The organism is Paenibacillus tabacirhizosphaerae (assembly GCF_040812395.1).
Taxonomy (GTDB): domain Bacteria; phylum Bacillota; class Bacilli; order Paenibacillales; family NBRC-103111; genus Paenibacillus_E.
The window spans coordinates 63,200-83,760 of record NZ_JBFNXH010000017.1; the positions used below are offsets into that span (position 1 = coordinate 63,200).

14 protein-coding genes and 1 pseudogene are annotated in these 20,561 nt (G+C 40.8%); 12 read left to right on the top strand and 3 right to left on the bottom strand.

Annotation, left to right across the window (positions count from 1 at the left end):
* Nucleotides 1–26: 26 nt before the first annotated feature.
* The 5 genes and pseudogenes from ABRS97_RS23100 to ABRS97_RS23115 all read left to right on the top strand — a co-directional run bounded on the left by ABRS97_RS23100 (nucleotide 27) and on the right by ABRS97_RS23115 (nucleotide 13,065).
* On the top strand, nucleotides 27–6,722 hold the full coding sequence (locus ABRS97_RS23100) for a metallophosphoesterase family protein (RefSeq protein WP_367817744.1): 6,696 nt from the start codon (nucleotides 27–29) through the stop codon (nucleotides 6,720–6,722).
* A gap of 434 nt (nucleotides 6,723–7,156) precedes the next feature.
* The gene (locus ABRS97_RS23105; RefSeq protein ID WP_367817746.1) at nucleotides 7,157–9,304 is read left to right on the top strand and encodes an McrB family protein; all 2,148 of its coding nucleotides are present in this window, start codon (nucleotides 7,157–7,159) and stop codon (nucleotides 9,302–9,304) included.
* Nucleotides 9,276–11,699 carry a DUF2357 domain-containing protein gene (locus ABRS97_RS23110; RefSeq protein WP_367817748.1) on the top strand — a complete coding sequence of 808 codons (2,424 nt, stop codon included), beginning with the start codon at nucleotides 9,276–9,278 and terminating at the stop codon, nucleotides 11,697–11,699. Before ABRS97_RS23105 ends, ABRS97_RS23110 begins: the two co-directional genes overlap by 29 nt.
* A 103-nt stretch (nucleotides 11,700–11,802) precedes the next feature.
* Nucleotides 11,803–12,144 (top strand): annotated as a pseudogene (locus ABRS97_RS28245) (copper amine oxidase N-terminal domain-containing protein); the annotation flags it as partial.
* A 6-nt stretch (nucleotides 12,145–12,150) separates the two neighbouring features.
* Nucleotides 12,151–13,065 carry a phosphate/phosphite/phosphonate ABC transporter substrate-binding protein gene (locus ABRS97_RS23115; RefSeq protein WP_483312492.1) on the top strand — a complete coding sequence of 305 codons (915 nt, stop codon included), beginning with the start codon at nucleotides 12,151–12,153 and terminating at the stop codon, nucleotides 13,063–13,065.
* Nucleotides 13,066–13,155: 90 nt separating this feature from the next.
* Here the strand turns inward: ABRS97_RS23115 and ABRS97_RS23120 are convergent, their stop codons facing one another.
* The gene (locus ABRS97_RS23120) at nucleotides 13,156–13,413 is read right to left on the bottom strand and encodes a helix-turn-helix domain-containing protein (RefSeq protein ID WP_367817751.1); all 258 of its coding nucleotides are present in this window, start codon (nucleotides 13,411–13,413) and stop codon (nucleotides 13,156–13,158) included.
* A 163-nt stretch (nucleotides 13,414–13,576) separates the two neighbouring features.
* Here ABRS97_RS23120 and ABRS97_RS23125 point away from each other — a divergent pair, with 163 nt between their 5' ends.
* From ABRS97_RS23125 to ABRS97_RS23145, 5 genes are all read left to right on the top strand, one after another.
* Nucleotides 13,577–13,792 (top strand): hypothetical protein, encoded by a 216-nt coding sequence (locus ABRS97_RS23125; protein ID WP_367817753.1) that lies wholly within the window; start codon nucleotides 13,577–13,579, stop codon nucleotides 13,790–13,792.
* 614 nt (nucleotides 13,793–14,406) lie between these two features.
* Complete coding sequence (locus tag ABRS97_RS23130; protein ID WP_367817755.1) at nucleotides 14,407–16,317, top strand: leucine-rich repeat domain-containing protein; 1,911 nt, start codon at nucleotides 14,407–14,409, stop codon at nucleotides 16,315–16,317.
* 25 nt (nucleotides 16,318–16,342) lie between these two features.
* Entirely contained in the window at nucleotides 16,343–16,912 is a 570-nt protein-coding gene (locus ABRS97_RS23135; RefSeq protein WP_367817757.1) for an SF0329 family protein, read from the top strand.
* Nucleotides 16,913–16,979: 67 nt separating this feature from the next.
* Nucleotides 16,980–17,180: a recombinase zinc ribbon domain-containing protein gene (locus ABRS97_RS23140; RefSeq protein WP_367817759.1), complete on the top strand. Its 201-nt coding sequence runs from the start codon at nucleotides 16,980–16,982 to the stop codon at nucleotides 17,178–17,180.
* A gap of 190 nt (nucleotides 17,181–17,370) precedes the next feature.
* Nucleotides 17,371–17,619, top strand: coding sequence for a hypothetical protein (locus ABRS97_RS23145; RefSeq protein ID WP_367817761.1), 249 nt, complete (start codon nucleotides 17,371–17,373; stop codon nucleotides 17,617–17,619).
* 67 nt (nucleotides 17,620–17,686) lie between these two features.
* On the opposite strand, the gene ABRS97_RS23150 is transcribed toward ABRS97_RS23145, so the two are convergent.
* Complete coding sequence (locus tag ABRS97_RS23150) at nucleotides 17,687–17,869, bottom strand: hypothetical protein (RefSeq protein ID WP_367817762.1); 183 nt, start codon at nucleotides 17,867–17,869, stop codon at nucleotides 17,687–17,689.
* 267 nt (nucleotides 17,870–18,136) lie between these two features.
* A complete protein-coding gene (locus tag ABRS97_RS23155) occupies nucleotides 18,137–19,189 on the bottom strand; it encodes an elongation factor G (protein ID WP_367817764.1) in 1,053 nt (350 codons plus the stop codon).
* A 542-nt stretch (nucleotides 19,190–19,731) separates the two neighbouring features.
* Between ABRS97_RS23155 and ABRS97_RS23160 the strand changes: the two genes are divergently transcribed.
* Nucleotides 19,732–20,166 carry a hypothetical protein gene (locus ABRS97_RS23160; RefSeq protein WP_367817765.1) on the top strand — a complete coding sequence of 145 codons (435 nt, stop codon included), beginning with the start codon at nucleotides 19,732–19,734 and terminating at the stop codon, nucleotides 20,164–20,166.
* Nucleotides 20,167–20,298: 132 nt separating this feature from the next.
* Nucleotides 20,299–20,517, top strand: a complete 219-nt coding sequence (locus ABRS97_RS23165) for an antitoxin Xre/MbcA/ParS toxin-binding domain-containing protein (RefSeq protein ID WP_367817767.1) — start codon at nucleotides 20,299–20,301, stop codon at nucleotides 20,515–20,517.
* Nucleotides 20,518–20,561 lie beyond the last annotated feature (44 nt).

The following is a 20,561-nucleotide window of genomic DNA, read 5'->3' on the forward strand; positions in this document are numbered from 1 at the left end:
ATTACTGGATACAAGGTGGTCTATATATGGAACAAGTTATTTTACACCTTTCCGACCTACATTTCGGTGCTGAACGAGGAAATGCATCAGAAATTGATAAACGTACACTTTGCCTCTCTAATTTGTTAGAATGCCTTAAAGAACAACCTCCCGAATGGCAACCAAATCTTATATGTATTTCGGGGGATATTGGATATTCTGGAACGGAACAAGAATATTCAGAGGCTACAGTTTGGCTAACGACTTTACTAGAAGTAACCCATCTGAAACCCTCGCAAATTATTTTATGTGCTGGAAACCATGACGTGGATCGTATTGCAACTAGAGGAATGAACTATCCCCCAGATGCACCAACTGCGGATGATTGGTTATCTTGGCCGATTCCAAATCATTTTTTAAAACCATTTGATCATTTTATTTCATTTTGCAAATCGTTTGGTATCGTTCCTTTTAAAATTCGCGACGAGGACAATTATCTTGTAGGCGCTCGTGTGGTCAATGGTATACGTTTCGTGGTCTTCAATTCTTCTTGGTTTTGTCTGGGGAAAAATGATAAATCTAATCTGTGGGTTGGACTTCCACATATTCGGGCTGTTGAAAATGATAATTTCCTTAAACTAAGAAAAGAATTAACTGACTCTCCATGTATATCACTAATTCATCATCCTCGTGAGTGGTTAAATGATAGCGAACACACTGGATATGGCTCAGAAAATCGTCCAAACACAATTGATTATTTAGCAGAAAGATGCGATCTAATATTAACAGGTCACACACATGGGAAGATTAGAAAACCAGATAAAATAGCAAATGCAGCATGGCATATTACTGCTGGAGCTACTTTTGATAATGCTGGGCATTTTAATAACTTTTCTATTATCAAGGTTGAAGATAGAGGGTTTACTTTAAAAAGATTTGAATTTGACCCAAGAGCGAGTGACCATCCATGGGGACAAAAGGGCGAACTAAATTTTTTTCCTTTTAGTGGTTACGTTCCCCATGATCCTTCCCCTAGTGGCATAAAAGAAACATCACTAATTTCGGAACAGTTTTTTAGCAGGTCACTTGTCCAGCAGGCATTCTTTCCCCATGGATATTTTCCAGTATCGCTTGTCGATCAGAAAATTGAGGAAGAGATCGGTAGTATTCGCAAATCACGTTTTTTTGAAGAGTTCAACACATTGCGTTCTTCATTAGCGCTGGCAAGAAAGCTTGTTGAAGGAGAACTATCCGGGGGTACTGATGCGGTAAGAAGCTGGGCACTAGCCTGGTGTGCACGTTTCTTGGTGCGAACAGAGGAATTGGAAAAAGCAGAAGAGTACCTTAACCTTGCAAAGGGCTTAGGGAATTGTCCGGAAATTGACATCGCGGACGCCTTCCTCAATTCACAGAAGGGTAACAAAAACGTCGCTCTGAAAATTCTCGCTGGCATCGATTCTCCTATCTCTCGGTCCGCGGCTCTCATGGTCGTCTCCCATCATGAAGAGGCAGTGGGGGCGGTTGCTTGGTTAAAGACCGTAGGGTTCAAGACTACGGACTTGGACCCTGATGGTAAAAACCACCTAATAATGCAACAGTTAAAGCTCGCTCATTGGGATGCCGCAAAGGAAACGGCTGCTGTGTTGACGGATCAGGACTTAGTAGAAACCCCGGCTCTCCACCATATGAAGGCAATGACACATCTCCTAAGCACGGTGCCGACTGAATTTCGCGCTGCTGTACTTAGCTGGTTACCATTTGAAGCTGCGAGTTTCCCGCTAGCTTCGGATGCAGATTCGATTCATGCCCGTCGTATAGCGATCGGTCACTTTCTCGACGCTGCCGAGATTGCACGCCAGCTTAATTGCCCTTATGCAGCAACAGCAGACGATGAATATGCACTTTGGCTTGAACTTAAAGATCCCGAGAATTCTCACAATGGAAGAAAACGGCTTGAGGAAAGACTTCGTGATCCAAAGTCCGCTCTTCGTCTTATTCATCTTGGGCGTCAATTCGGTATCGAATTGGATCTGAAGGCAGTCGAGCAGGAGATCGAACGACAAATTGCACTCAATGGTGGCATTACCCAAGATGCTGCACTTGCCCGATTTGCCCTTGCTTTCACTCAAGAGACCCCAGAGAATGGTGCGAATTATATAGCCCAACACTACGAGGAGCTTTCAAAGCATCTTGATAAAAAATCCTTGCGTTTTCTCCAGATTGAGATGCTTTCGCGTGCTGGGTTTCCTGAAAGGGCCAATGAGTGTCTGGATCTACTGTTGGAAGAGGGGCTTTCCGCTGCTGAGGAAAGCCGTCAAAGAAGAGTAATCGCTGAGGCTGACGGGGCTGATCCAGTTGAGATTCGAATGCTACAATTTAAGCAAACTGGTTCTTTAGGCGATCTGGCTAGTTTGGTTGATACACTAGAATCCAAGAGAGATTGGGAGCGCCTTTGTGAATATGGGGAGATTCTTTTCGACAGAACCCATACCGTTCAGGACGCCGAGCGATTGGCGGACGCCTTGAGCCATACATATAAGACTGAAAGGCTTGTCGAACTAATTAAGGCGAACATCGATCTCTTGGCTCAATCCAAGAACTTGCATATGATTTATTGTTGGGCGCTATATCATGAGGGCGAGCTACTTGAGGCTCGTTCTGAATTAGCAAAGCTGAGCGATGACAGCAGCAGTTCGAACTATCGCGCTCTACAGGTTAGTATTGGAATTTCTCTGGGTGATTGGAGCTCCCTATCCGTGTTTTTAGTAAATGAATTCCAAGAGAAAGACAAAAGAAGCGCTAACGATCTGATTGGCGCGGCACAACTGGCTCTTCATTTGGGCTCGCCTTATGCCAAGGGGTTGATCTTTGAAGCAGCAGCAAAAGCTAATGATGATGCCAGCGTCTTAGCTTCCGCCTACTTCTTGGCTACGAAAGCTGGTTGGGAAGATAATGTGGAGGTTTCGCAATGGCTTCACAAAGCCGCCGCAATCTCTGGCGACGATGGCCCAATTCAACAAGTGTCACTGAAGGAGATGCTCGATCGGAAACCTGAGTGGGATCGTCGAGAGTCTGAAACATGGCAGTTGCTAAGCCGCGGCGAAATTCCTCAGTTTCTTGCGGCTCAATCCCTCAACAAGTCTTTAATCGGCCTGATGCTTTTTCCAGCTTTGGCTAATCTGTCGGAGAGTGATCCGAGACGTAGAGGCGCTATTTCGGCGTATAGCGGTCAGCGACAACCAGTACAATTCAATAATGTTAGAATTATTGGTATAGATGCCACTGCATTTCTTACCTTGGGTTTTCTGAACCTTTTGGATAAGGCGCTTGACGCTTTTGATGAGGTTCATGTGCCACATTCAACCCTTAAATGGCTATTTGAAGAGAAACAGAAGATTACATTTCATCAGCCGAGTCGTATTAAGGGCGCGCATCAGGTGCGTCATATGCTTGCGACAGATCTCCTAGAGAAATTTATTCCAACCACGGTGGCTGATAGCGAGTTATCAGCTCAGATTGGTGATGAGTTGGCCAGCTTAATAGCTGAGGCGAAAAAGGCTAGAGATGATAATACCCAGCGCATCGTGGTTCGGTCGTCCCCGGTTCATCGGATCGCTTCCCTAATGCAGGAAGAAGCCGACTTGACAGGACATGCGGCTGTAATGAGTAGTTGTCTGTCGGTTGTTAAAAAGTTGCGACAGAAAGGTCAGATCACCGCAGAGGAAGAAAAAAGAGCCACTGCCTATCTACAGCTTCATGAGAAGCCCTGGCCACATCAGCCAGAGATCACTGATGGGGCAGTTCTATATTTGGATGATTTGGCTATTTCATACTTCCTACATCTTGGAATGCTTGAAAAACTGAAAAATGCAGGTTTTAAATCTATTGCGTCGCCAAGAGTGGTATCTGAAGCTAATGAATTGATTGCATATGAATCGATTTCTGGGAAAATCAACGAGGTAATAGAGCGTATACGTTTTGCTGTTGGATCACGAATCGAATCTCGAAAGATCAAGGTAAGCAGACGACGCAATGTTGATGGGGCAGATGAGTCATCAATATCTGAACATCCAACTGTTGGATTAATTACTCTGGCACGGAATTGTGATGCCAGCATTTCAGACGATAGGTTCCTCAACCAACATTTTAGTATCGGAGAAGGCAACGAGCAATCGCCGATATTCTCGACGTTGGAACTTCTAGATGTTCTTGCATCCGATGGTGTTATAAAACCCGATGAACGACTGGAGTATAGGACATTGCTCCGTCGTGCCGGCTATTTATTTGTACCTATTAGTGAGGACGAATTAACGTCTTATCTTGTTGCCTCTTCGGTAAAGGATAACAAGGTTGTCGAGACGGCTGAACTGAAAGCTATCCGGGAAAGTGTTTTGCGTGTTAGGATGAGTAATTGGCTTCAGCTTCCGAAAGAAACTCCTTGGCTGGACATGATCTTCCAAGTGTTCAATCGGGTACTGAAGAGTATGTGGTGGGTTGAAGCTGACCTTTCCAGCGTGAAGGCCTACTCTGACTGGATCTTAGATCAACTTGACATCCGCGGCTGGACTCACAGCTTTGGACCCGGAAATGGAGATCATTTTGCTAAGACCGGCAGGGGCACATTTATCCTGATGCTGCTCACACCCCCTCTTGAAGCTCCACAGGAAGTAAAAGACCAATATTGGAGTTGGATAGAGGGGAGGGTTTTAGCCCCTATCAAAGAGCAGTATCCAGAACTATATGACTGGATTGTTGAATGGCAAAGAAATCAGATTTCAAAGATGGCTGATATAGAACTTACAGATGGGTATGACACGGAAAATAACCCCTATATTAGGTCCATAGTTGCGTTGGCTGCATTGAAGATAGTTCCTCCACTGATACACAAGTCCTTGCTTGAAAAGCAGGTGTTTCGAGATGAATATGGAATAAAGGCGAATGCTACTCTTACCTTTGGTGATTCTGGTATGTCAATTCAACGCTCAGTACTTTACGATGCCATTCGAAGGAATCATTCAGGAGAATCTGAATTAGAGGTAATAGACACTGATGGTAGAGAATGGAAGATAATGATTCAAAACCAGGAAGGAGAGTCACCGCTCCTCATTATTTCTCACAGCAAGCAGCGTTTCATTCTTCCTGATTTTGCTGAGTTCTCTCCAGACAGTGTTATACGTCTTCATTCAATTAATGAAGTGGCTTTTGACGTTAATTTGCCAATGATAGCACGAGATACATGGTACAAGATACTTTCGGAACGTGCTTTCGATGATGAAGAAATAGATGAGTTTCACAGCGACTTACACGATACACCTATCCATATAGCGCGATCGATACTCGAAGAAATAAGAAATGGACAGAGCAGTATATCTTCACTCGTTCCTCCTTCCCAGAGATATTTTGAGAGGTTGGTAGGTTGTTACGACGGGAGTGCGTCCATCAAGGAGTATGCCGCCGGGAAGGGTAAACAACTTTTTGAGCGACTGTCAGCATGGAATCCGTATGATGGTTTCTTGTTAAGCCTGTATCTGTCAATGCATTCTGAATTGACCGCTGAAATTGTTGTTGATCACTTGGAAAGTGAAGATCTTGTTCGTGCCTTCGATTACTTGGAACGGCATGGCGACAGAATCTCACAACTGGGTGCCATTGAAATTGGCTTGCGCGTCCTCTCCCAAATACCTGAAATTGAACCTGCCATTGTTCGTCTCATTAAACAAATCCGAGACGATGACGTTGACGGTTCCACTAGTGGATTTAAACTTCTCGTGGCATTATTCGTTCTTGTGGATGGAGAGTTGTCAAGGATTCGGTTGTTTTCAGAGGAACCCCCTTTCTACAGAAGGTTAGCATCCTTGACACAGGCTGCATTAATTCATCGTCAACTTGTGAATTCAGGGATTAATATTGAACGGTTTTTTAAGTGGGCGGTAAACACTCGTGTAGAACAGTATTATTTCCAATCGCTAGCTGATATGCGCTTGGAGCCGCGCTGGAATCCTGATCTTGCCTCGGCATCGCAAATGAAAGCTGAATTCTTCGGCCGCATTATCATTGCAGCCAAGAGCTACGAGAAGAATATCAATAGCGACGAATTGTATGACCTTGTTTTTGGCACTAAGCATGGGAGTCTTAGTTCACTTGTTCAGGTTCACCATCTGTATTTACCGGGACCCTTAGAGGGTGCGAGTAAAATTCCGAGCTTTTTGCCTGCCGAGATCTCGGAGACGATAGAGACGCAACTTGGCTCTGAGGAAGTGGGGATTTCGTCATTTATTGCTCTAGTGAATTCCGCGTTGATCTTTCATATTGATTCTCATCAGGCTGAATTGGCGGCACGAGCTTTAAAGCTTGGAAGCTATCGGATTGCTAACGTGGCGGATAGGTCTCAGCTTCTGGCTATATTAAATGGCTTAGCCTCGGTCGCTGCCGCGGCAAGAAGTAGTTCGCTCGCCAACGAATTGCAAATCCTTGTGCGTAGATATCGGTATGATACGCAATATACCTTGGCAATTGAGGAAGCCATGAGGATTTGCCTTGTAGCTGCTGCAAGTCATGTAGACCTAAATAACTGGAGGGAATTTGTCGGGGACTGGCTAACAGAGATGGCGTTTGGCAAGTTGGAAGGTAATGATGGAGAAATGTTTCTTTCGCACTTGAAATGTCTTTGCCATGCAGTACCCGAGCTATGGGCTACTTGTGGAAGAGCTGATGCAGCCCTGAAGGCTTATAACGCAAAATAATGATTAGAATCATGTTAAAACTAACTTCTCAACAGTTTAAATATGTCACGTATTAATTGCCGTAAAACTGCCGTGAAAATTCATGATAAGGTACGCTAATTCAAGGGAACAGAACGAGAGCCATTTGCCAAAACCTTGATTCTACGCTGCATTAAGTGACTGTAACAGAAAACATAAAAACGGGGTGGGTTCCCGCATACGGTGCATGTGGAGTCGGTAGCCTTGTTAGTTCGGAATGACACAGAATGCTGAATATTACCAAACAGAAAGTACCAGAGAATAATATTTGCGAATTTCAAAAAAGACCGAATCCATCTTCCTAGGGATTCGGTCTTTTTCCTTTACAAACTTAGTAACCAGCAGGGAAGTCCTACCATATTGACGAACTACTAGAATAACTGTCGAATTTTCTAATAAACCCAAGGAGGTCCCGCATGATCAAACAACTGAGAAGCTGGTGGAAAGATTCCGAAATCCCAAGCTTGATTGGAAGAAAAAAAGTAGACCTCTCCATTTTTGAATATGGTACTCATATTCCATTGGAATTTCATATTGATTTTAACGAAGCCAACCAAGGGCAAACGCCATCGCTTGGCACGAATCAAAGGATTATTTTTCATTGTAAGGACCACACCTTTGAGGCGAAGCTACAAAATATTGACCAGAAGTCTGCGGACCGAGAAGCCCTTCAAATTCGTTACGATTCCAACAAAGAACTGAAGCAGTTCTTCATTTCGCATTTCCAAGCCTCGTACCAATACATAGCCGAACAAAAAGAAGAAAACAGTGGTAAAAAGAATATTGTTGTTCCAGATGAACGAGCCGAGTACATCGAATTTTATGCTACGGGAGTGCCATATGAATATCGGATAGAGCTCATTACGCAAAGTCTGATGCCAAATGTTTGGTGGGTAAACCAAGGGGCAACCATAGCTACTGAGAAAGCGGAGGGAATCCTATGGGCGCCAATTCAGAACGCTAAAGGGCGTACGATGCATCACTGGGAAACAATGAAGGAAGTGAAAAAAGGAGATATTATTCTCCACTACGCCAATAAAGAGTTGAGGTATGTGAGCCAAGTTCAAGAAGCTACGGTCACTGCTCCTAAACCAGGTTCCTTAGCAGGGTCATCTTGGCAAGAGCAAGGAAGAATGGTGAGAACGGAGTATTTCGCTCTTACCCCATCCATTCCCTTGCAACTGTTTAACCAGCAACTAATGAAGTTAAATATTTTAAAAGGTCCCCTACACTCAGTTGGAGGGGTGAATCAGGGATATCTGTTTCGTTTTACGGTACAGGGCCTTCAAGTAGTCCAAAAGCAATCCCCGAACTCAAACTGGCCTTCTTTTACGATGCTTCAAGAAGCTGAATCCAGTCCTAAGGTGGTCATACCTTTGCAAATCATAGGTGATGTAGAAATAAGAGGTGTTGTTAATCAAATCAAGGCCTTCATTCAACAAAAAGGTTTCCATTTTCCGGATCAGCTGATCGAAAATTATTACCTCTCTTTGAAAACGAAGCCATTCGTGATTCTCGCAGGGATATCGGGAACGGGAAAAACAAAGCTTGTAAAGCTGTTTGCAGAAGCGTTAGGGGCTACAGGGGAGAATGGCCAGTTTAACCTTATCCCGGTACGCCCTGACTGGAGCGATCCTTCTGATTTGATTGGTTATAAAGATTTGTCTGGCAAATTTAAGCCGGGAAGGATGACGGAAGTCCTGGCTGAAGCAGCATTGCCTGAGAATCGTCATAAGCCTTATTTTATATGCTTGGATGAGATGAATTTGGCCCGTGTCGAGCATTATTTCAGTGACTTACTGAGCTTATTGGAAACTCAGCAATGGCACGATGGGAAAATCGTCACAGAAGCGCTAATTTCCAATGGTTCCTTGGATCGTATTGAAGATCAGGAAGCTTTTGGCGATTTGGCGATCCCTGAAAATGTATATATCATTGGCACGGTAAATATGGATGAGACCACGCATCCTTTTAGCAAAAAGGTGTTAGATCGTGCGAATACGCTTGAATTTAACTACATTAATCTTAAGCAATTGCCTTGGTTGGACGTAGAGGATCAAGAAGCTAGTGATCTTACGGTAGTTAATCAATTATTTATAAGGGCCGATTATTTGAATTTAGTGGATGTAGATCTAGGCTACAAAGAGCTGGTAGTCCGAGCTACAGATAAGCTTGTTACGATCAATAACATTCTAGAGGAAATTCATGCCCATGTTGGCTTCAGGATCCGGGATACGGTTTGCTTTTATCTCATTTATTCTCAAAGATTTGGGTTACTCAGTGAAGATGAAGCGTTTGATTTGCAGCTTTTTCAAAAAATTCTCCCTCGAATCCAGGGAAGTCATAGCTCTGTCAAAAGAGTGCTTCTCAAACTGCTAAAAGAATCGTTGGAGGGTGGTAATTTCAATCTTACAGATCTTATGGAAGATCCGTCTTCACTTTATTCCAAATGGGGTTCAGGTAAAACACCGCCTCCGGCTAAATATCCTCAAAGTGCACGGAAGTTGGCGTTTATGCTGAGGAGGTTGGAGGAAGATGGCTTTACCTCTTTCTGGCTCTCCTGATCCTAGCAGAGAACTCCTACGTATAGAAACGGACTTATTCACGTTATTTATTCAGGGTCGTCCCTTCCATCCGACAGTGGAAACACTTCAACTACATAGGGATAGGGAGCAACAATGGGTAAATGCGATGCTAAAAGTATCAAGTCCTTCTTCATTTTTAAATATTGAAAGTATAAAAGTGTTCTCACCCCTCGATAGTGATTTAATAGATTGGTATGAAGGGGCATCAAGCTTCCCTTGCTTTTATGAGACACAAAATTATGAACTGGTGATCCAGAAAAAGAAGCCAACTGATCTCGCCTTTTATCATGAAAATGTTCTTCTTCGTAAATCGATCAAACCACTTGGGGATATGATCCTGTCTGGCGTTTTGAACTTTGGCAATGAGGTTGGGTATACGGAGCTTGAGTTTCGATTAGCGGGACAGGTGGTTCTACGGTTAGAACTGGAGATTTTCCCTTCCAAAATGGATTATAAGAAGGATTACCATAACATCCTTAATGAGGTTAACGATCAGATTTACAATTTGGCGTTTGATTTCATGAGAAAGACTTATCAATTAACTGGTTTAAGAGATACCCAACATCAAAGCTTAACTGAGTTTTTTACCATCTTGCAGCATGTGTTCGATCAATTGATGGCTTCAATGGGAAGGATTGCAGTCAACCCTCATCATAAGTTAATGACGAATCATAGCATTAAACCTGCTGATAAAGTAAAGAAGGCTGGGAGAGAAAACATTGCCTTTCTTGCCAAACGTGTTCACCAACTAGTCGAGGACCCGAAGTATGGATATGTCAGGGTGGGGGATCAATATTACACGGCATCTCATTTGTTGGAGTCTAAGAAACATATCTCCTATGATACGACTGAGAATCGTTTCGTGCGCTGGATGCTAGAGCGAATAAACAGTAAGCTGCTTAAGCTTAAAGTTCGTTGGAAGGAAAAGAACCGCAAGGAAGATCCAGTTCTTCTGGGTCGAATCGATAAGATGACTACGCAAATTCAAATGCTGCTCAGGTCGGATTTCTTGCGTGAAGCAAGGGGAATGAAGCAATTTACGATTAGCTTGGTGCTGCAGATAGCCCCAGGGTACCGGGAAGTATATCGAACATATTTGATGCTGATCAAAGGCCTTTCGATCCAGGATGATTTATTCCGACTTTCCATGAAGGATGTGGCCCAGCTCTACGAATACTGGTGTTTCCTTAAGCTGCATCATATTTTGAGTAAAAAATACAAATTGTTAAGGCAAGATATTGTTACGGTGAATCGCAACGGTATATTTGTCACATTGGATAAAACGCAGAAAGCCAAAATGGTCTACGAAAACCCGAAAAGTGGGGAAACCTTTATTTTGCATTATAATGCGCTCCCGAGTGCCGATCAAACGCCAACGCTTTCTCAGCTACCAGACAATGTGTTGACTTTAAAAAAGAGGGATGCGGGGAAGGAGAAGGAGTACAAGTACATTTTTGACGCGAAATACCGTTTGAACCCAGCTTATGAAGGCACTTCATACTTCAATTCTTATAAAGCTCCGGGACCCGAAGAGGATGATATTAACACGATGCATCGGTATCGAGACGCTATTGTTTATCAGGCGGGAACGACTAAGGAGATGGAAAGAAGTATGTTCGGGGCGTACGTGTTATTCCCCTATCATGAAGAGGAACAGTTTAAAGAGCATCGTTTTTATAAAAGTATTGAGCTGATGAACATCGGGGCACTTCCTTTTTTGCCGAACTCTACGAAATTGGTAGAACAATTTTTGGACGAGATTATTTTAGATAGTCCCGAGAAAGCGTTTGAGCGCTCAACCAAGTCGAGAGGGACGAAGGAATATTTTGAAGATAAGTTAAGCAGCAAGAACGTATTAGTTGGATCTTTAAGGGAGTCCTCTCAGTTGCAAACCATGCTTGAGCATCGCTTTTACCATATGCCTTTGAAAAACTTAACAGATGTGAAAGTACTAACCCAGCTGGAATACATTGCGATGTGCCAGTCTCGTAAAAAGTTTGATAGAACTGGAGATACCGGTATCCATTACTATGGCAAGATCAAGGACTGGAAAGTGCTCCGCCGCGGTGAAATTACAGAACGTCCTGCAAGGCCTGGTACGGAAAATGACCTATATGTGAAGTTTACACTAGATGAGTGGGAGAAACGGGTTGAGCCGATTGCCCTTGGGGGGCAAGGAATTTATACCGTTTTATATACAACGAAGTATATGTTGGATAGGGCACTAGAGATAGCTGAGTTGAAGCTGGAGACGGAAGAGGATTTAAGGATATGGCGGGAAAAACGCCGAATGGGTAAAGTTAAGGTGAAGTTGGATCATAATTATGTGGATTTAGCACGTAGGGTTGTCGATTTTGAGATGGAATTCCTATAATGAGACGCGTATTAAAAGGAGACTGAGCATGAGAATCAAAACAGCATTATGCATCATTACAATTCTATTAGGCACTCTCTTTTGTTCGAATGGAAGAATGGTGATGGCCGACAATGATCACAAGGCAAGTATTATCGTAGATAATCAGACCTTGAGTTTTGAAGTGCCGCCCGTTAATAATCAGGGGACTGTTATGGTTCCTATGCGGCCTGTATTCGAAGCGTTACATGCGGATGTGACTTGGAATGAAGAAGATCAGAAAGTAATTGCCGAAAAAGAAGGTGTTTCGGTCCAGCTCATTCTTGGTTCACCGTTTGCTTACATCAATGGTCGAGCCTTTGTCTTAAGCTCGAGTCCGTATATATCAAATGGCAACACGATGGTTCCTGTTCGATTTATTAGCGAAGCACTTGGAGCTCAAGTATCTTGGAACCCAATTGATCAAAGAGTTATGATCATCACGAGGTCTGCAACTGGAGGAAGCGAACAAAATAGCGATAATAATTTGCCTCAGAAGCATACCGCAGCTTCCGCCATATTTGTGCCCAGCGCACTAACAGTTCAATTCGTACCATCTCAAAACGCAGATACCTTGGAAGCCAAGGCAAAGCCCCTTGAGAAAATGCTTGGTGATCGACTTGGGATTCCCGTTAAAATTACCGTCTCCACGGGTTATGGCAATGTAATCAAAGCGATGGCAGCTAAAAAAGTAGACATTAGTTTTCTGCCTCCGGCCCAATATGTTTCTGCGCATGATGACCTTAAGGTAGCTGATGTGCTTTTGCAAGCATTACGGTATGGGGTGGATGCTTCAACAGGCAAGCCGACTCAACATCTCGTTGACTTTTACCAAGGAATGTTCGTTGTTAGAGCAGATTCACCGATTCGGAACATTGAGGATTTAAGGGGGAAAACCATCGGATGGCAGGGAGCAGCATCTGCAACAGGCTATGTATATCCTGGATTAGTATTGAAGAAAGAAGGAATTGACCCCGTAGATGATGTGAAAAAGGCTGTTTTCCAAGGTCATGATAGAGCGATCCTAGGGTTACTCAATAACCAAGTGGATGCTGCCGCAGTTTTTCAGGACATTCGGACTTTGATGTTGAAGGATTATCCCGATGTTTTCAAGAATACTCGCATCCTTGCCTTCACGGATAAGATCCCGAACGACACGATCGCGGTACGATCAGATATGGATGCAGAGTGGCGTAAAAAGATAGTAAATGCTTTTATTTCTTTAATGGATGATCCCGATGGTAAAAGAATTATTCATGATGTATTTGGGCATGAGGGCTATACATTTTCTGAAGATAACAAGTTCGAAATTGTTCGTGAGTTGTACAGATTGATGTCTGCTAAGTAGAAAATCGGGAATTGAGCCAGATTCTAGACAACGGCTGAATTGACCCACATACGATGCATATAAGAAAGGAATCCTAGAAGTTACAAGCTTCTAGGTTTTCTTGTCCTCATTACGTACGAGTAACTCCTCATCTTTAACATCAACAAGATCAATAATCTCCCGGATATCATCAATATCCAAAGCCTCTGCTATTCTTACAATATGGCTAAAATTCATATTCTCCCTTTTGCCGTTGGATAACTCGCTTAGTGCAGCATGTCTTACATCGGATATTCTGGATAATTCGCGTAGAGAGATTTTGTGTTGTTTAGTGAGATCAGCTATTTTCACAACAACCTTTTTTGCCATCTTAAAATCACCTTTCGATCAAGTACGAATAGTTATTGACTATACGTATAAACGTACCATATAATATTCCAATAACCGGTACTTATATGCGTACCGAAAAGGGGTGGACACTATTCAAAGTATCCAATCAAAATATGATGAAGCTGTTCGGGAAGAGGAAACATTGATTCAGAGAATTAACGTTTGCAAAGAGTTTATTGATGTTATCCTTAGCTATATATCCGATAAGGCTGACTCCACTCACATGCTGACTATCGAGGACATTGTTACTGCTGTGCATACCATTGGTCAGGATTTGGAGACTGAGTTGCTTCACTTGAGGTTAGAAAAGGTCTTTCTGGAGAATAAGATGCGGGAAGATCAGGTGAGCGATCTCTAGTTTTAATAGTCTTGGATATTAACTAGTTAAGCTAACCTTTAAGAATTTTCTGTGCCAGTATGTAACCAAGAACAGCCTCCTAAGAGAAGTATATTCAAAAAACTTCAGAAAGGTCATAAAAAGGTATTCATCACCAATTTGTTTAAGGGATCAAGCGTCTTCTATGAGTCGATAAATAATGAGTTAGATGTATTAATCGTAGATGAAGCTCATCATCCAAAGAGTCGAAGTGTGCAGAAAGATTATCGAAGTTATTTTAAAGTATCTCTCAGAACAGGCGGATGCTATTCATATCCTAGCAGCAGAAGACATAGTAACATCGATTCATACTATGCACCAAGACTTAGAGATAGAATTATTTCATGTCAGACTAGAGAAGAGTTTATTGGAAAAATAAAATTAGCATTTTGGAAGCTGACGGCAATATTTAAGGTGAAAGATATGCGACTAACCTCTCTATATGAGAGGTTTTTTCCTTTTCCACCGATTTCGTCAATTTTATTAGTAAAACAGATATTTTGCGTAGCTCATAAAGAAGGGTTTTTAATAGTGTAAAAAGAAGGATTATGTTAAGGTATCTGTGACCTGTTAAATTTTTTGTAGGAGGGCTGAAATTGTTATTGAATCGAGGTTTCATTTTCAAAATAATCTTAATAACAGCTATATCTGTTTCAGTAATGACGCCATTTACAACTTTCAAAACCACGTATGCTGAATCCGCCACTGTTACTTTCGATGACCCGGCATTTGAAGCTTACATACGCAAGCAATTGCATAAACCGGAAGGGAACATAACGGGGGAGGATATGCAATCTCTTACTGAGCTAGCCTCGGCAAGTTGGTTGGGAATCCGAAGTCTCAAAGGGATTGAATTTGCAACGAATTTAACACGATTAAGTATTGAACAGAACAAGATTGCTGATCTTTCTCCACTTGCAGGTTTGGTTAAACTGAAAAGGATTACTCTGGATTACAATGAAATAACGGATTTAAAGCCACTTAGCAACTTAACAGAATTAACAGATTTGAATCTTTATGAGAATAAAATTAAAAGTCTAGAGCCGTTAAAAAACTTGAAAAAGCTAACTGATCTACAAGTTTACGCTAATGAGATCGAAGACCTCTCGCCATTAAGTGGACTTACTCAATTAAAGTCGCTTGGTGCCTATTTCAATCATATTCGGGAAGTCACGCCTCTCGCCGATCTGGTAAATCTGCGCTCTATTTTTATAGATAATAATAGGATTAAAGATATTTCCTCTCTACACAAGCTCGAGAATCTTGAAGTTCTTTCGATTGGTAGGAACCAAGTAACCAATATTCATGTTATTAGTAACATGCCGAAACTAGATATGGTAAATCTCGGTAATAATCCGATCCAGGATCTTTCCCTTCTCAAGTCGCTTAAAGAGATCCGTTCACTGGATTTGGGTGGATTGAAGCTTGAGGACATTTCCTTTTTGAGTAAAATGAGTAAGTTAGCTACGCTAAGGTTGGATCATAATCAAATTGTTGATATTACTCCTCTGGCTGAATTAACTTCCCTTACAGGTCTTGAGATTGGAAATAATAAGGTTGTAGATATTACCCCAATCGCTAGGCTTACCAATCTTGAAAACATTCGATTAGATAACAATAAAGTTGCTGATATTTCATCACTATCCTCTTTAAATAAACTTTGGATGTTAAGTCTAGATGGCAACCCTGTCTCTAATCTAAAACAGTTAGTGTCCCTAAAAATGCTACGATTTCTAACTTTAAACAATATGCATCTTTCAGACATCGGATTCGTGAGCGATTTAAAGAATTTAACCTACTTAGGATTGAACAATAATCAAATTACTGATTTAAGTCCATTAGCTGGAATGCAACGATTAGATGGATTAAATATTTCAGGTAATGAAATAGATGATCTCAAGCCTCTGCAAAGACTGACCTCTTTAACAAGTCTTACTTTAAGCAGAAATAAAGTTGAAGATATCTCTCCCCTTTACGCAATGTCTAAATTAAAAAGTTTAGATCTCGAACATAACCGTGTTACGGATATTAATGCCCTTCGGGATCATACGAATCTCTGGGAGATTAACCTGATTAATAATCCTTTGACTAAGGAAGCAATTGAAGCTGTTAAGGAAAAGCAAAAATTAGGTGTTGTTGTTAAGTATGGGGATCAGATAGTTTTGAAGTTAAATAATAACTTATTGGACTTTTCAGCGGACGAGGAGCCTTTGTTGAAGGATGGAACTGTTCTTGTGCCTATGCGCCGAATTTTCAGCGTTTTGGGAGCTCAGGTGTTTTGGGATGGGGAAAAGCAAAGCATTACAGCTGAAAAAGGAGATATTAGCGTTAAGCTAATAATTGATTCAGATAAAGCTTTCATTAACAATAAAGAGGTAAGATTAGATGTGGCACCGCGGTTATTAAATGGTACGACATTAGTTCCGGTGCGCTTTGTCAGTGAAGCTCTTGGTGCAGAGGTAAGTTGGGATGCAGGGGAACGTATGGTTGTTATTAAAAGGAAATAAATTTATATAGAACAAGGAGGAGTACATGGCTTGGAGCAAATTGAAGCAAAATCTGGAGAGTTTTCTCTGTCCTGCGTTATATGGAAGGGTCGAATACCGTGCAACCAGCTACCGTTATTTATCTGATAAAGCAGGACTTTGTTATATTGCGGTAGATAAAAAGAACGTACTCAATTTTAGTGATACAACTAACTTAATCAGATGGTATCAGACGGAGCTGGATATTAAGAATGATTCAGATATCCAAATTCCTATCAACAAAGAAGAAATCGAAGCAGTCAGAAAAGATACCAAGGGGATTGTTCCGGAGGATCGTCTAAAAGTAATTGCAAGAAGTAGAAAAATATCAGAGTATGCAAAGGAGCTTTTGGCGGCACAGTCATCATTAAGTAAATCAAATTTTATCGTTGTAGCTAATAAGTTTTTATCCATTTCTATAGAGGAAAGCATAGAGAGCAATGATATCTTATTAAATATTCTAGCTTTGGTGGACAGACGAGTTGGAAAAAAGCGAATATTAAACATGAGCGAGAAGATGAAGTTAAAGCATCCAATTGTGCAGTATTTTTATGAACTGCGGCTTAGTACGTTATGAAAATAAATAACTCATTCACCTCAAAGTACAGAAAAAGAAACAGCGCCGCGCACAATTAAAAGGCAATGTGATAGGAGACCGGCAGAAATACTCCAGCAAATATGCACTTAGTAGCAAAGTATTCTGCGGATGCTGTGGAGCCAACTTTAAACGCCGAACCTGGAACAGTAACAATACGTCCAAAAAAGTCGTATGGCAATGTCGGTCGTATGTAGATGAGGGACGAGAAGCTTGCAATGCCAATGCGCTGGATGAACGGAAACTGTAGGATGCATTTGTTAGAGTATTCAATCGGATGTATGAGAATAAGGGTAGATTTATCCGAACGCTCAAAGCCAACATTGAAACGATACTGTCGAAGTGATCAGAAAGTGAATCACTTGGGCAAATCGAGTAAAGTATAGAACAGTTGAAAGCTGATCTTAAGGCGTTGGTTGCCTTGAAGCTTAGAAATCAGATTGAAGAGGCCGTATACAACGAAGAAAACGAACAAGAAAGAAGGAGTAGAGAATGACAGGGATCAGAAATCTCAGATCCAAGTTAGAGTTAGCGAAATCATTCAGATCATAAATGAACGACAAGATATATTGGAACAATTTGAAGACGACCTCTTTAACGCGCTGGTTGAGAAGATCACCATTCTCTCGCCAACGCGTTATTTATTTACCCTGAAAATTGGACTGGAGATGGAGGAAATCATTGAGTAACCGGCTGTCTCAAGAAACTGATAAAGCGATAAATGGCATGGGGCGGTTCCATACTGTTCGCTCGTTATCATTCCAAACGGTTCGTTTTCAAATAAAGATTAATTTCCTGTATCATCCTCATGCCATCCTTAACCCCTCTCAAATAAAGCCAATCCTTCTCAGCCGATTGCTGATATTGGACAGCATCCTCCCATTCCAGCAAGTTCACTAAAGCAGATTCATCCATCTGGCCTTTCAAATCCGATAGCAATTTTGATGATTTCTCAATGAACGGAATAATGTGTTCTTGCTGCTCCCGATGAGAGACAAGTCATCAAACCTCTTACGTAAGCCTTTTAAAATCCATTCAGGAAAATCCTCCATATAGTCACAGCATCCTTCCCATTGTTCGAGTGTGTGTATGTTAACTCTGATGGGAGGAGATGGCAAGTTGTTATTTAGTTGATATTCTACTTTTAGAATAAAGAAGTATTCTGTAAAATTTAGACCGAGCCAAATTACTCATTTACAAATTGCATTAGTTTATATCCTCTTTCCATGCTCCAATATCATTAATTATTTTAAACCCGTTACATTTTACTGTAGGAAGTTCAACAGGTACATAACCGACCATTTTAATATTAAAATCGAATATATTTTGATTATCAGAATAAAACTCCTCAAGACAGCTGATCACATTTGAAATCTTAACTTGAAAGAATGCTTTACAATGTTCCCTATCTTCGCTCCACTGTAAATGGGCTGTCTCATTGATAAAAGAATTTTCCTCCATATATTGCTTTGTGCAGGATATTCGGATTTCCATTAAAGGTTCGCATAGGCGCCAATTCGCTCGTTTCATAGCATCCTGTAGTGTGTTCATCGCTGACAAGATGAAGTAATAATCACGGTAATAACATACCTGACATTTGGCATCCAAAACATGAACTTCTGTATCCACTACCGGATATCCCCATCTGAATCCATTAATCAATAACAACTTTGAATATAAACTTAAGGATTGGATAAATAATTGGTTACCAAGCACCTTTCCTTCTTCATCTTCTTTACGATTACAAGCACAGTAATGAATAATATCTTTCTTTGGGAGCCTATTCTCATATTGATAACCTTTTCCAAAATCAAGATCCGTCATATAAATCTCGATTAAAGAAAAGATGTCGTTTACGCTGGTAACTCTCGTATGCTTCCCGTGGAAGTTCCTGTTGAGATCATCGGCATACTCTCTGTACAAAATAAAGGAAGGACTTATGCTTGATTCGATTCCATGCCCTTTCATAAAATCTCGGATACTCATGAGATGTAGGTAATCATTCCCGATAAAGATGACCTCGTTGTATTTAGTATTGATGGCACTTATCGAGGTAAAATGAACAGCAATACACACCTCAGGATCGTGATGAATTAATCTTTCAATACTCTCGATCATTTGATTTTGTAATTCGAGGGTCTGAGGAAAAGGTACAGTTAATCCCATGTACTTGTTTTGTACTGGGGGAAGATGTTTTTCTCGATCGTCAAGATCTTTCAGCATTTCGTTAAATCTGGTAATTCTAGTATCTTCAGACATGGAGGCGCATCCTTTCGAATATCGGGTAATATGAGCTACCACGGCAGCACAGGGCCAATTCTGTTTCTATCAAGCAAATACGAGAAAATCATCCTGCTAACTCAATCGTTGTCAGAACCGTATCCAATTGCCGACATTATCGTCCTCCCATTTTCCCGTAAACAATGGCATTTTACCACTATTTTTCTACCCTAATATACTTTCCGCTAGTTGAGAAAACGGCATCCTCTGATGTAAGTATTGGGTTCATTATTGTGAATAGAATCTTAAAATACAAGCGAAATAGCATAAACAATTTGATTGCTATATGAAATCATAGTTTTATAAATATGGGGCTTGGTTTAAAAACGGATTGCTATTTTTGTTGGTTATAATGGTATAATATACCAAATGGTATTCTTTGTGAAGTCAAGTATTTCTTTTGGGTGTGGAGTGTATTAGGTATTAAAGGGGAAGATGAAAATGATTATAATTAAAGGATTGTATACAACTTCGGGTAGCATTTTCATCTGTAGTTTTTTGTTGTTTCGATTGTTTAGTCTATGGACAAAACATATTGGAAAAGGGATTTAACTATTGCTATTATTCAAGCATTAGCTATTACCATCCTTTTGTTCTATCTAGGTCAAAGTAACAACACAGTCAAACATTTAGACATTATTAATGCTTTAGCTACAAATACAAAGGAACTAAACAATGAGCCTGGTATTATACTCAATGGTACAGCAGGTGATTATAATAAAAAATTAATTAGTATTGGAATAGGCATAGACCATACTAAAATAAACGAAGTTCAACTGAAACAAGTAATAGAAAAATATTTAAATGATTCAGCCGCTATGACAAATGAGCATGATTGGAAGAAGCTGTTTTTACCTTATAATCTAAAAATCGAAGAAATTGGGGATAGCAATAATGGCAAGATATTAGCTGAAAAGCAAGTAGGCAAAACAGAGCTTGTTTGGAAAGAAGATTAAATATAAGATCTATATACTTGAAATATCGGGAGATAGCTAATTAAATGAATGATTTTATCAGGAGGAATCCTTATCAATATAGAATACTTTGCTAAAGTTTTTAATGAAACAGCATGGAGGAAATTTGTAGTTTTGAGTAAAAAAAGTAGGAATGTGAATCTTAACAATCTGGATGGTATTGATGTTCCAGAAGATATTAAGGAAGTTTTATACTTCCAAGAAAGGGAATACGCTAAAGCTTGGCTATATAAAAACGTACCAATTTTAGATAACAATAAACCAATAGAATTAGTCAAAAACGAAATAGGTTTAAAAGCAGTAAAAGAAGCGCTACTAAGAATGCCAGATTAAATTTCGTATATACAACTTACTCGAATTAAGAAGAAACTAGGTTT

Excerpts from the sequence above, each read along its gene's own strand:
- ABRS97_RS23100 (WP_367817744.1), top strand. The coding sequence starts at position 27 with ATGGAACAAGTTATTTTACACCTTTCCGACCTACATTTCGGTGCTGAA.
- ABRS97_RS23105 (WP_367817746.1), top strand. The coding sequence starts at position 7,157 with ATGATCAAACAACTGAGAAGCTGGTGGAAAGATTCCGAAATCCCAAGC.
- ABRS97_RS23110 (WP_367817748.1), top strand. The coding sequence starts at position 9,276 with ATGGCTTTACCTCTTTCTGGCTCTCCTGATCCTAGCAGAGAACTCCTA.
- ABRS97_RS23115 (WP_483312492.1), top strand. The coding sequence starts at position 12,151 with ATGATCATCACGAGGTCTGCAACTGGAGGAAGCGAACAAAATAGCGAT.
- ABRS97_RS23120 (WP_367817751.1), bottom strand. The coding sequence starts at position 13,413 with ATGGCAAAAAAGGTTGTTGTGAAAATAGCTGATCTCACTAAACAACAC.
- ABRS97_RS23135 (WP_367817757.1), top strand. The coding sequence starts at position 16,343 with ATGGCTTGGAGCAAATTGAAGCAAAATCTGGAGAGTTTTCTCTGTCCT.
- ABRS97_RS23155 (WP_367817764.1), bottom strand. The coding sequence starts at position 19,189 with ATGTCTGAAGATACTAGAATTACCAGATTTAACGAAATGCTGAAAGAT.
- ABRS97_RS23160 (WP_367817765.1), top strand. The coding sequence starts at position 19,732 with ATGGACAAAACATATTGGAAAAGGGATTTAACTATTGCTATTATTCAA.